Source organism: Psychrobacter urativorans (assembly GCF_904846695.1).
In the GTDB taxonomy this organism is placed as follows: domain Bacteria; phylum Pseudomonadota; class Gammaproteobacteria; order Pseudomonadales; family Moraxellaceae; genus Psychrobacter; species Psychrobacter urativorans.
In genome coordinates, this window is record NZ_CAJHBR010000016.1 from 51,973 (window position 1) to 64,956 (window position 12,984).

The following is a 12,984-nucleotide window of genomic DNA, read 5'->3' on the forward strand; positions in this document are numbered from 1 at the left end:
CCATCTAAGCGGCTAATACTAATATCGACTTAACCTGCCGGCGTTAAATACTGACAGAATATATACCTAATGATCTAACCACTCATTATAACAAACTTGGCGCTTTGCACCATGATGTTAATGCTTCCGCTAAGTGACAGGGTGTTAAACAAATACACAGGCCTTAATTAAGCCATGACATTTTTAGGGTCAGCGCTATAACCCAAGGCATTACTAATACTGAGATAATACTACCGGCTAATAGCAAAGCTAAAATAGGCAATCCATTAAGACCAGTGGCAAATAAATCTACTGCCCCAGTAGCGAAAATCAGTACTGGTAGCTGCATGGGTAAGGCGATCAAGGGCACTAGTACTGCCCCATTTTTTAGCGATAAGGTCAAGCTACTGGCTACTGCTGAGAGCATCAACAGCATAGGGCTACCCGCTATAATAGACAGCATCAAAATACCCGCTTCAAACCAACTCAGCTGAAACAATGGCACTGCCAGCAAGCTCAGTAACGCCACAATACCGCTACTAAATAGCCAATGAATAGTTAGACGAATGAGTACCCACAATGGCAGCGATGCTTTAGCTACTACTAACTGCGCCAAAGTACCGTTATCGAGCGCCGGCTTAAACAAACCATCAACGCCCATCACCAATGATAGTAGGGCGGCAATCCACACCGCTGACACTGCTAGACGTTTCAGTAGTTCAGGCTCACTACCTACTGCTAATGGAAACAAAGTAACAATGACCAAAAACAGTACTAAAGGATAAAGCCACTGCACTGCACCTTGCTGCTTGACTTGCCATTCGCGACGCCAAAGCTGCATAAAGCTAATGCTACGCGGCTCAATACCCTGCACCGCTTTTAGCTCAGTCATATTATCGATATTGAGCACAGTTATTCTATTATCAGCAGTTGAGCTCTCTGCTAGTCGGCTATCTATCATAGTTTATCCTTGGGACTGCTACTGTTCACCCTAATCATGCCATGTACTCTGTCAAATCAAGTACTTGGTTTGCCACGCCTACAGGTTGATGGCTAGTCATCAGTATCGCTCCGCCTGCATCGGCAAACTCACGTAGCCGAGACTCCATTCGGATCACCATATCGACATCAAGCGCCGTAAAAGGTTCATCGAGCAACCATAAGGGGGTGATTGCTGGAGTCAATAGATACAATCGAGCTAGAGTAATGCGCCGGGTTTGACCGGCTGACAAATGGCTTGAACTAATAGTTTCAAAGCCTTGTAGCCCGACCCAAGCTAGAGCCTCGTCAATATCAGCATTGCTAGGGCTGATACCATATAAATTCAGCAAGAACGTCAAGTTTTGTGCCACGGTCAAGCTTGAGTTGATACCCAACTGGTGCGAAACGTATAAAGGCTGCACTGGTAGTCCTGCTAATCCTAGATAACTGACCTTGCCTATTAATACTGGCAATAGGCCTGCCAGCTGCATCAGCAAGGTCGTTTTACCCGTACCATTTGCACCGATTAAATGACAGATATTACCAGTCGTTAAGCATAATTTGACTTGCTCACACAAAGGGATTTCCCCACGCTGAACGGTCAACTGCTCAAACTGTAGTATGGATGGCGCACTAATGACCATTGCAGATAGAGACATTACAGTTATCTAAACCTCTTATATTTTACTTGAGCGAGCAATAAATATTCACCATAAAAAGATACTATCTTGATGGCATAATAGGCTATGCTCACTATCACATACAGTATAACAAATTGTCGATGACTATGACCTTAAAAGATACTCAAGACCTGACCCTAAAAGACAGCCAAGACTCTATGACGGCTGCTTCTGTAAAGCCCTTAAATACCGATCAGCTCATTGAAGCGCAAGTAGCCTTTATGCAGCACTGGTTACATCAACAAGCTCAGCCTTTAGCACTACAAGCTTGGCAGTGGCTTGGTGAGCAACCAATCAGTCATTATCTGCATTGCGAGGATATACAACACTTAATCAACGACTGGCTATTGGGCCAATCAATGAGTGTAGTTATGCGTGCTGATATTCGTGATATTTTGCAGCAAGTTATTTATCATCCAGCTAATGATACTGTGCCGTTGTCTGAGCTGATTGAAGATAGCCAAATCGATACCTTGGCTAATTATATTGGTAGTCATGAACAGCAGCGCACTATGCTCATCCATACCTTGATAGGGAACGATACCTTTGCTGATTTACTGACCCAAACGCTCTATCATGCTATCAATGACTTTATGGAAAGTACTTTGGAAAAAGCGGGTGGCGTTGGTAAATTGATGAAAATGGGCCGCAGCTCTTTTGAAAAAGCCACCAATCGTAGTTTGGATGAAAAGCTGCAAACTTATCTCAATCGTAATATCAAAGATTTAGCTCGCCGTGCAGAAGTCAACGCTCAACAACATCTGTCCAATCAAGAGGTAGCTCGTCTGTTGACTAGCGGATGGGCGCGTATCAAGGATCAACCAGTCAGCCATATTCAGACATATTTGAACGCCGATCCTGACACTGGAAGCATTCATCATATTGAAGCTAGTGTCCAGCAGAGCTATGAGCGCTTAAGAGTCTCACCTTATTTGCGTAGTCTAATCAGTGCTGGAGTCGCGACTTGGTATGGCAACCATCAAGCTGATACTTTTGCCAGCTTAGCGAATAGTTTAAATGTCGATGAGCTAGCAGTGACACAATTGAGCACTGCCCTGCTTCCGTTAGCACAAGACGCTATCAATAGTCCTTGGGTCAGTGCCCATATTAGAGAAATGCTACAAGCCTTTTATAATCAACCGACCATTAAAGACAGTTTTAGTTTTTACAGCTGACACTACGGTTAAAGCTTTATCGATTAGCTAAAAAGCTATTTTCGCCGTAAGCCATGCCATTATACTCAGTATCGCCCCAGAGCATTTGAGCGGTAGTAAACAAGCTTAGGCGCAAATATTTTTTTAGTTATACTAAAAAACAATAAGCGCCGGATAAGGGCGCTTTAGCTTGCTAGTTACTTTATCTGGCTAGTGAACTGGTATTAAAATAAATTTCTTCCTAGAGCCCATTATTAGCCAGCGCTCTTAAAATGACAGACCAAAATTATGTTAAAAATTGCCTACTCTGACGTTTTTCGTTATGCAGTACCTGAAAAGCATCGTTTTCCGATGCAAAAGTACACTATGATTCCAGAGCGGCTGCTAGCGGAAGGAACCATCACTAGCGCTAACTTCTTCGCCCCCAAACGCTTGTCCGAAGAGGAGATTTTAACGACTCATACTGCTGAATATTGGTACAAACTAAAAACCCAAACCTTGAGTACAAAAGAAGCGCGACCGATTGGCTTTGAGATGACCCCCAGCTTAGTAGATCGTGGACGATATATTGCTCATGCAACTTATGAATGTGCCTTATATGCCCAACAATATGGGGTAGCCATGAATGTCGCAGGCGGTACTCATCATGCTTTTGCTGATCATGGTGAAGGATTTTGTGTGTTCAACGATGTCTGTATCGCCAGCAATTTATTATTGAATCGCGGGCAGGCACAAAAAATACTAGTAGTAGATTTGGATGTCCATCAAGGTAACGGCAATGCCAGTATTATGGCCAACGAGCCGCGGGTGTTCATCTTTAGTATTCATGGTGCCAAAAATTATCCATTTCGTAAGCAGATATCTGATCTAGATATTGAGCTGGAAAATGATACTGGTGATGAAGAATATTTGGAAATTTTAGCAGAGACTTTGCCACGCTTGATAAAAGACGTCGCACCGGATATTATTTTTTATCAGTCTGCGGTCGATGTGTTAGCTACTGATAAATTGGGTAAGCTAGGATTAACCCAACAAGGCTGTATGGCACGTGATGAGTATGTGTTACGCCAAGCAAAAGCCGCTAATATTCCAGTAGCTATCGTCATGGGTGGCGGCTATTCAGAGAATATTGAAGATGTGGTTGAAGCGCATTGCAATACTTTTCGTATTGCCCAGCGCCTTTATTTTGGTGAGGCTGCCGATTAGGGCGTCTCGAAATATTAATAGTTTTATAACTTAATGAGAGGGTTTCTATATGGCAAAAATATTGATTGCCCTAGGTGTTTTATTGTTAGTTATAGGCTGCATTTGGCTAGTATTTCCCAGCGCATTTTCGTGGTTAGGCAATATGCCAGGAGATATTAAATACAAATCAGGCAATACTAGGGTTTATTTCCCAATCGTCACTATGATAGTGATAAGTATAGTTGCCAGCATACTGTTAAATTTGTTTAAACGGTAAATTACTAGCCGTAGAGTCCACTCTATACGGTGATTACTAATTGCCATGCCACTACTGGCTAAGATTTCAACAATGCCATGCAAGCTAAACAACGCTTGCATGGCATCATAAGTATCCTCTTACTATAACAACGCTGTTATTCCCTGCCAGCTCGCTAATACCCCGTGATAAACAGGAAAATGCAAATATAAACATCAATAATGCCTTTTCAGTGTTAGCACTGTCAGCCCTATTATTAGCCGCTTAATTGATTTAACGTTGATGTAGGGTCTCGCCAATAATAGTAGCCAATTGCTGCGCTATTTTATCTTTGCTAGCTTTTTCAAGGGTTACTGCCTCATGCTCATAGCGCTTAGCAAAAAATACTTGCATAGCATTGTCATCACTAGCAAAACCAATATCTTTGCGCGACACATCATTACAAGCGATTAGATCCAAATCTTTAGCCACCAACTTACCACGAGCATAACGCTCAACATCTTGCGTTTCAGCGGCAAAGCCCACTACAAATAGTTGTGGATGTGCCAAAGAGATAGTCGCTAAAATATCAGGGTTTTTGACCAAATTTAGACTCATAGACTGTTGGGTCTTTTTGATTTTTTGCGGGGCGGCTTCTTCAGTACGGTAATCAGCAACAGCTGCTGTGGAGATAAAAATATCAGCAGCTAAGCTTTGCAGTTCAGTGGCTACTGGAGTATGGGTATCTGACTGCTCGTACTCATGCTCATGATGGCAATCGCAGCTACCGTCTTGGTGAAAATGGTCATGTTGGTGAGAATGCTCATGGCTATCACTATTATGAGAGCTGATAGTATCCATAGCCTGCATAGACACATGGCTGCCATCGACACATTGCTGCGCAGCAATAAGCATATCTTCGGCGGACAATACATCGATACGCGTAACGCCCAGCGGGGTCGGTAGAGCCACTTTACCACCAACAATTAAGATCACTTGTGCTCCTGCCTCAACACAAGCACGGGCTAATGCAAAGCCCATCTTTCCAGAAGAATGATTAGATAAATAGCGCACTGGATCGATAGCTTCGACAGTAGGCCCTGCGGTAATCACTACTGTTTTGTCTGCCAGTAACTGGGCGGTGGTTTGCTGCGCGCAAAACAAACGTACTGCGTCCAGTAGCTGTTCAGGCTCAGGTAAGCGCCCTGCTCCTACGTCACCACACGCCTGCTCACCACTAGCCGGATCGATAAGGTAATAGTTCATATCACGTAGCGTCTGCACGTTTAGATTAACCGCTGGATGCGCCCACATCTGCTGGTTCATCGCTGGAGCAATAATCACTGGGGCGGTGGTCGCTAGACAGACGGTGGTTAGCAAATCATCTGCCATGCCCATCGCTAAACGCGCTAAAGTGTTGGCCGAAGCTGGCGCTATGATAATTAAGTCTGCCCACTTAGCCAGTTCGATATGTCCCATACCTGCTTCCGCTTGCTCGTCCAACAAAGAAGTGTGGACTTCGTTGCCAGTCAAAGCTTGCAAAGTTAGCGGGGTGATAAAAGCCTGCGCACCAGTAGTCATAATGACGCGCACCTCAAACCCGGCCTTAATCAAAAGGCGAGCAAAGATAGCAGATTTATAAGCGGCAATACCGCCTGTGATAGCGAGCACAATGTTTTTCATAAGCGTGACATAACTATAATTAATAGAAGAGTAATAGAAAAAAGAGGGAAAGATAAAATTGCGCTTATAGTAACAATTATGAGATAAGTTAGGTAAGGTTTTACGCATTTATCTACTAAGACGGTGCATTTTTTCTATAACTAAGGGATGATAATGGCCATCAAAGACTGGCATGAGGATGATCGACCACGTGAAAAGCTATTAAAATTTGGGGCGCCTCATCTTACTGATGCGGAAATACTAGCTATATTTTTGCGTACTGGCACTCAAGCGCAATCCGCTATCGAATTAGCCCGCCATTTGATCCAACAGTTTGGCACTTTAGCTGAGCTATTAGCAGCGCCCAAAGAAAGTGTGCTCGCCTGTCATGGCATTGGTCCTGCTAAATATGCGCAAATGTTAGCTTCGCTTGAGATGGGTACTCGTTATCTCGATAGTCAGCTCAAGACCGGTCAAGCCCTTGGACGTTCATCAGCAGTCAAAGACTATATTAGCACTCAATTGCGTAGTGAGTCTCGTGAAGTATTTGCAGTATTATGTTTAGATAATACCTTGAATTTACTGAACTTTGAGATTCTATTTACTGGCGGCCTATCCTCCTGCTCAGTCTGTATCAAACATGTATTGCGCCATGCTCTGAATCATGCTGCCAGTCAGCTGATTATCGCTCATAATCACCCTCATACTAATGCTCAGCCCTCCATTGCTGACAACTTATTAACTCACGAATTGAAAAAAGCTTGTGATCTAATCGATTTATCATTGATTGACCATATTATTGTTGGACGTAATAATACTTTATCTTATGCCGAGAGCAGCTTGCCACCTTTTGATTAATATGCATTGACCCAGCTGTATTGACTACTAATAATGAGCAACTGCTGATGAAGACAAATAATAAAGTCAGATAGGTATTGTAGTTATAATATAGCTAGTAGAGTTGATACACATTTTCGACACAGGGTAGCATTTTCACTATTGCTAGTTAGCTCAACTAGTTTCATAGTAGTAGACATATTTATCAGTATTTTGTCTTAGTAAAGTATTATTTTGATAGCCATTAGTCTATAGTCAGCTATTGATCAGCCAATAGCTATTAGCGGGCTTTATAAGCTAATAAATCATTATAAATAAACCACTATAAATAACTCATTTAACATTCATAACTAACTAAGTTTTGCTAAGGAGATCGTCATGGCGATTGGCTTATTTATTTTGGCAGTAATCATCCAGTTAGCCGTCGTTTTGGCCATCTTTTTGCTGTCACTATCCAGAGTCACTGGCAGTATCGTAGCGCTAGTCACAGTAGTAATCGCCGCCATTATTAGTCCATGGTCGCTAATATTAGGGATCCCTATTGCGCTATTGTGTATAGTTCTATTGATCACACCTCTGCGCCAATCTTTGCTCACTAAGCCAGTATACAAGGCCTTAGGCAATGCGATGCCGAGTATGAGTGATACTGAACGCGAAGCCCTCGATGCGGGTACTAGCTGGTGGGAAAAAGAGCTATTTATGGGTGCGCCCGACTGGAATACTTTTGCTGCGTATCCTTACCCGCAACTCTCAGAAGAAGAGCAAAGCTTCCTCGATAATGAAGTGGAAACTTTATGCACTATGCTCGATGAGTGGCAAATCCAACACCAAGATAAAGAGCTATCGCAAGAAGCTTGGCAGTTTATAAAAGCCAACGGCTTCTTAGGTTTGATTATTCCTAAAGAATATGGTGGTCTAGCCTTTACTTCTTATGCCCAGAGCCGAGTGATGAGTAAGATTGCCTCACGCTCGCCAACTGCTGCCGTCACTTGTATGGTTCCCAACTCTTTAGGGCCTGGCGAGCTGTTGATGCACTATGGTACTGAGGCGCAAAAGCAGCGCTGGTTACCGGGATTAGCGATAGGTGATGAAGTCCCTTGTTTTGGTCTTACAGGACCAGAAGCCGGATCTGACGCTGGTGCCATTCCTGATACTGGTGTGGTCTGTTATGGGATGCACGAAGGTGAGGAAGTACTCGGACTACGGATGAATTTTTCGAAACGCTGGATCACCTTAGCGCCTATCGCTACTGTAGTCGGTCTTGCCTTTAAGATGTATGACCCTGAAGCGCTGTTAGGAGATATCAATAAAACTGATTATGGTATTACTTGTGCTCTAGTCCCAGCTAACCACGAAGGGGTAATCACTGGACCACGCCATAGCCCTAGTGGCTCACCTTTTATGAATGGTATAGTCGATGGTACAGATGTATTTATACCACTAGATTATATCATCGGTGGTGTTGAGAACGCCGGTCGCGGTTGGCGGATGCTGATGGAGTGTCTTGGTGTCGGTCGTGGTATCTCTCTACCCGCTCTATCCACTTCAGCGAGCGAAATGACTTATCTATCAGTCGGGGCCTTTGCCAAAGTTCGTGAGCAGTTTAAGATTTCAGTAGGTAAGTTTGAAGGGGTGCAAGATGCTACTAGTCGCATTGCCAGTCAGACTTATATGCTAGAAGCTTTTCGCCACTTAGTTACTTGTGGATTGAACCAAGGCGGCACCCCTTCAGTGATGACTGCTATGGCCAAATACTATGCTACTGAGACTATGCGTGATTTGGTCAATGATGGTATGGATGTAGTCGGTGGTCGCGCTATTCAGATGGGGCCACGCAATTTCTTAGCAGTTCCTTATCAAGCAATTCCCGTATCTATTACCGTTGAAGGCGCCAATATTCTTACGCGCTCATTGATGATATTTGGTCAAGGTGCTATGCGCTGTCATCCTTATCTATTTGACGAGCTGCAACTGCTGCAAAGCGAAGATAAGAGCAGCGCGGTAAAAGAATTCGATACTTTATTCTTTAAACATTTAGGCTACACTTTTAATCGTGGCGCTAGAGCCTTTATTGCTGGTTATGTCGGAGGCAGCAATGATTATCCTAGCTTTGCCGACGGCTTTACTCGCCCCTACTATAAGCATATCAACCGCTTAAGTGCTAGCTTTGCACTAACTGCTGATATGGCCTTAGGTTTATTGGCAGGGGATCTTAAGCGTAAAGAGATGCTCTCTGGTCGTTTAGCGGATATTCATGGACATTTATTTATTGCCACCGCTATTTTGCAGTTCTATCAGCATGGCAGTAAGTCTAAAGCCGAACGTTTACATGCTGAGGTCGCCCTACAGCACAGCTTATATACTATTCAAGAAGCTTTTATGGCTTTGTTTGCTAACTTCCCTAATCGCATAGCAGCTACCCTAGTCAGCTTTGTCACTTTTCCTAGTGGTCGTATCTTTACCCCAGCCAGTGATGAGCTAAAATGTCAGCTTGGCGATACTTTTATGGATGACTTTGCAGAAAATCCATTCCGTGATTACCTAAAAACTATGGTCTATTACAATACTGAGCCTGATGATGTTACCGGACGCATGGAGCACGCTTATCAGACTCTGTTGGCAATGGAACCTTTATGGCAGAAGTTCAAAAAATCTGAACATAAAGGCAGCTTTGAGGGCTTAACTTTTGAAGATCATGTAGTACATGCCAGCCAAAGTGGCGAGATCACTGAAACTGAGGCTGAGCAGCTCATTAGTTATAACGCTTTACGCTTTGATTCGCTATTAACTGACGTGTTCGATGAACATTTAGATCAAGTATTAGAACGCTTTAATCCACATAGCTTAGAGAACGCTGTAGATAGGCTTACTGACTACGCTGAACTTAAGAACAGAACTCAACTTAAAAACAATGTTCATCCAAAAACTAATGCCGCTGTGCAAAATACTACGCTAGCTGGTCAAGCGCAGCCAACGACTACCGCAGGCAGCTCTACTAATAATGCGGCTGCGCCTATACAACAGCAGACAGGTGACGCCAATCCAGATCATGGCTATGAGACTGATGGCGATGTAAAAATGGTCGGCGAGCAAAGTACGGTTAAAGAAGTGACTCAGCAAGCTGATTTCAGCACTAATCAGCCTAAAAATGAAGCGTTTCATCATCGTACTCGTGATGCAGAATCAATACTGAGCGAGCGCATGAGTTATAACCACAGTGAACACCCTACCTCTGCTCAAATACCGAGCAATAATAGCAACACCGACGCTGCAACCAATGAAAAATGGCATGATGGTTTGCGCCGCGAGGAAGATCACCAAGCTTAGGTACAGTTAACAGCCATGGCTAGATAACGGTTAAAAATGGCAAAACCATTAAAGAGCAGTAAAAAGCAAGATTGTCGGCTATCGACAATCTTGCTTTTTTTATATATCAGCACATACTCTGCTGTTTTTAATCAATAAATGACATTGATAAAAAAATCTTGCAGTGCTCCTAACCATTATTTCATATTGTCTGCTAAAATGCGCCAAGTGCAAATCTTTGCTTTTAGTACTGAACGTCATGCCAGCTAATAACTATTGCGTAATTCACACACAACTATTGATTAGCTTCTGAGAAGCTTATTAAACCACTTACAATCAAGCTAAATTTAGGACAAGACTAGGATTATTCTAAATTTAGCTTGATAGGTGTATATAGAGAGGAAAAAGTTATGGAAATCACCTTAAACGGCTATTACACCCTGATATTTGCAACGCTAGTGCTGTTACTCGGCCGCTTTATGATTAAAAATATTAAGGTACTCGAAGACTTTAATATACCAGAGCCTGTAGTAGGTGGTCTAGTTGCAGCAATTATTGTTTATTCCCTCAATATTTTTTGGGGGTATACCTTCAACTTTCACCAAGGTCTACAGACTGCGACGATGCTGATGTTCTTCGCCTCTATCGGACTTAGTGCTGATTTTGGTAGGCTTAAAGCCGGTGGCACCCCATTATTAATTTTTCTCGCTGTAGTATCCGTATTTATTGTTTTACAGGATGTGGTCGGTGTCGGTATGGCAAGCGCACTTGGACTTGATCCTTTACTCGGCTTAGTGACGGGTTCTATTTCCCTAACTGGTGGCCATGGTACTGCAGGTGCATGGGGCGTAGTATTAGAAGAAGAGTACGGAGTTGTTGGCGCAACCACACTAGGTATCGCAGTTGCTACCTATGGTTTGGTAGCTGGCGGTATTGTTGGTGGTCCTGTTGCCCGCCGATTAATCAAAAACCTTGGTTTACAACCAACACCAGCTAATCCAAATCCGACTAAAGCTGAAAAAGTCGCTGGCGCGCAGTCCATATACAGCACTAAGCATGATGAAGATGGAGATCATCGCGAAGAAGAGATGTTTGAAAAGCCCGATAACATTCGTCTTATCACTGCCTCCTCTACTATTGAGACTTTAGCGCTATTCGCTGCCGCTTTGGCTATTGCCGACATCATGACCATCGTTGCAGAAGGCACTTGGTTTCAGCTACCAACGTTCGTTTGGGCACTAGCTGCTGGGGTGATTATTCGTAACTCACTTACTATCGTGTTTAACTTCGATATGTTTGACCGAGCGATTGACGTTATTGGTAATGCGTCTTTAAGTCTATTCCTTGCGATGGCATTATTATCTCTAAAACTATGGCAATTAACTGATTTAGCAGGTCCGGTATTAATTATATTACTAGTACAAACCATTGTTATGATCTTATATGCTTACTTTGTAACTTCTAGAATAATGGGCAAGGATTACGATGCTGCTGTATTGGCAGCGGGTCATTGTGGCTTTGGTATGGGTGCAACACCGACCGCTATTGCGAACATGCAGGCTGTCACCGATCGCTACTTACCTTCGCCAAAGGCGTTCTTAATTGTACCTATGGTTGGCGCTTTCTTCGTTGATATTATCAATGCTACGGTATTACAGATATTTACTAAAATACCGTTCTAATCATTGGCTAAAACGATTTCAGTAATTTTAAAACCCCCAAACTATGATGGCTTGGGGGTTTTATTTTGTAGATAAATAATGGGTTTAGTTATTGAGATATTTTAAAGAGTTAACCAAACACATATTTAGTGATCATGGCTAAACACACGACTACAATCATGGGTCGAATCAGCTTGCTACCGCCTTTCACCACCATATGCGAGCCAAAATAGGCACCGATAGTTTGTCCAACCATCATCGCTAGCCCCACTTTCCACAGTACATTACCGCCTAAGATGAAGAATATTAGCGAGCCGATGTTAGTAGATAAGTTCAATACTTTCGCGGCCCCAGTGGCCTCAATAATTTGGCGACCACGCAAAGCTACATTACCTAGCGCAAAGAACATTCCGGTTCCAGGTCCCATATAACCATCATAAAAACCAATCAGTGGCGCAACAACTTTTTGCCATTTGCCCTCTGAGATACGCGGGGTAGTTTCTGCCTCACCTAACTTTGGCGCAAATAAGGTATATATACCAATAGCAGCAATCAAAAAAGGTATTAGCTTTTCGAGCAAATCAGGAGGCGATAGCTGAACTGCGATTGAACCAATAATTGAGCCGATAAAAGCGGCAATAATGGCTACTTTGATACGCTGCGGCTTAACCACGCCTTTTTTAATCATAGTAATAGAGGCCGCTAATGCCCCAGAGGCGGCTTGTAGCTTATTAGTGCCTAAAGTTAATACTGGCGGAATATTAGCCAACAGCATCGCCGGAATAGTCAGCAGCCCGCCGCCACCAGCAATCGCATCAATAAAACCAGCTAGGGCAGCTACTGCCGTTAGCATTAAAATAACTTCTAAAGAAAGCGATAAGTCCATAGAAATGGCCTTGTGAGGAAACATATGCTAGCAATAGCATATTGGTTATGAATGGCCTAGGTATCTGCGCGACAAAACAGCCGATAAAAAATAGGCAAAAAAGGATAGGTAATAAAAACGTTCTATTATAGAGTTAAAAAGGCAAAAAAATCCAAAAAGCTGACAAAGTCGCCTAGATTTATCTTAATTATATTTGCGCTATCACTAGACATAATCGTAGCACCGCTTTATATTCTATGAGGTTAGGGGTTAGCAATTTTGTATGTTACGCTATTTGAGCGGCAATAGATTGCTGCGTTAATAGCAGCAAAAGCATGATAAAGTGCTAGCTGGCTACTATAAAATTTTAAGAAAAATATTTTATACCAGTTCATAATAAGGATAGCCTACCAGGAGTCATCATTAGCGATACTCTAAT

At 43.0% G+C, this 12,984-nt stretch carries 10 protein-coding genes; 6 read left to right on the forward strand and 4 right to left on the reverse strand.

Features of this window, described 5'->3' with window-relative positions:
- Positions 1 to 163 precede the first annotated feature (163 nt).
- Both JMY09_RS10695 and ccmA read right to left on the reverse strand, forming a co-directional pair.
- Positions 164 to 820: a heme exporter protein CcmB gene (locus tag JMY09_RS10695; protein ID WP_201623604.1), complete on the reverse strand. Its 657-nt coding sequence runs from the start codon at positions 818 to 820 to the stop codon at positions 164 to 166.
- A 154-nt stretch (positions 821 to 974) separates the two neighbouring features.
- Complete coding sequence (gene ccmA, locus JMY09_RS10700) at positions 975 to 1,619, reverse strand: heme ABC exporter ATP-binding protein CcmA (RefSeq protein ID WP_227677288.1); 645 nt, start codon at positions 1,617 to 1,619, stop codon at positions 975 to 977.
- Positions 1,620 to 1,741: 122 nt separating this feature from the next.
- Between ccmA and JMY09_RS10705 the strand changes: the two genes are divergently transcribed.
- The 3 genes from JMY09_RS10705 to JMY09_RS10715 all read left to right on the forward strand — a co-directional run bounded on the left by JMY09_RS10705 (position 1,742) and on the right by JMY09_RS10715 (position 4,256).
- On the forward strand, positions 1,742 to 2,815 hold the full coding sequence (locus tag JMY09_RS10705; protein WP_227677289.1) for a hypothetical protein: 1,074 nt from the start codon (positions 1,742 to 1,744) through the stop codon (positions 2,813 to 2,815).
- 267 nt (positions 2,816 to 3,082) lie between these two features.
- Positions 3,083 to 4,000, forward strand: a complete 918-nt coding sequence (locus tag JMY09_RS10710; protein ID WP_201623581.1) for a histone deacetylase family protein — start codon at positions 3,083 to 3,085, stop codon at positions 3,998 to 4,000.
- A gap of 49 nt (positions 4,001 to 4,049) precedes the next feature.
- Positions 4,050 to 4,256 carry a DUF2905 domain-containing protein gene (locus JMY09_RS10715; protein ID WP_201623582.1) on the forward strand — a complete coding sequence of 69 codons (207 nt, stop codon included), beginning with the start codon at positions 4,050 to 4,052 and terminating at the stop codon, positions 4,254 to 4,256.
- 252 nt (positions 4,257 to 4,508) lie between these two features.
- Here JMY09_RS10715 and coaBC read toward each other — a convergent pair whose 3' ends face one another.
- Positions 4,509 to 5,897, reverse strand: a complete 1,389-nt coding sequence (gene coaBC, locus JMY09_RS10720) for a bifunctional phosphopantothenoylcysteine decarboxylase/phosphopantothenate--cysteine ligase CoaBC (RefSeq protein WP_201623583.1) — start codon at positions 5,895 to 5,897, stop codon at positions 4,509 to 4,511.
- 153 nt (positions 5,898 to 6,050) lie between these two features.
- Here coaBC and radC point away from each other — a divergent pair, with 153 nt between their 5' ends.
- The 3 genes from radC to gltS all read left to right on the forward strand — a co-directional run bounded on the left by radC (position 6,051) and on the right by gltS (position 11,701).
- Positions 6,051 to 6,734, forward strand: coding sequence for a RadC family protein (gene radC, locus JMY09_RS10725; RefSeq protein ID WP_201623584.1), 684 nt, complete (start codon positions 6,051 to 6,053; stop codon positions 6,732 to 6,734).
- Between the two features lie 357 nt (positions 6,735 to 7,091).
- Positions 7,092 to 10,040: an acyl-CoA dehydrogenase gene (locus JMY09_RS10730; protein ID WP_201623585.1), complete on the forward strand. Its 2,949-nt coding sequence runs from the start codon at positions 7,092 to 7,094 to the stop codon at positions 10,038 to 10,040.
- A gap of 389 nt (positions 10,041 to 10,429) precedes the next feature.
- A complete protein-coding gene (gene gltS / locus JMY09_RS10735) occupies positions 10,430 to 11,701 on the forward strand; it encodes a sodium/glutamate symporter (RefSeq protein WP_201623586.1) in 1,272 nt (423 codons plus the stop codon).
- A 109-nt stretch (positions 11,702 to 11,810) separates the two neighbouring features.
- Here gltS and JMY09_RS10740 read toward each other — a convergent pair whose 3' ends face one another.
- Positions 11,811 to 12,566, reverse strand: a complete 756-nt coding sequence (locus JMY09_RS10740) for a TSUP family transporter (RefSeq protein WP_201623587.1) — start codon at positions 12,564 to 12,566, stop codon at positions 11,811 to 11,813.
- Positions 12,567 to 12,984 lie beyond the last annotated feature (418 nt).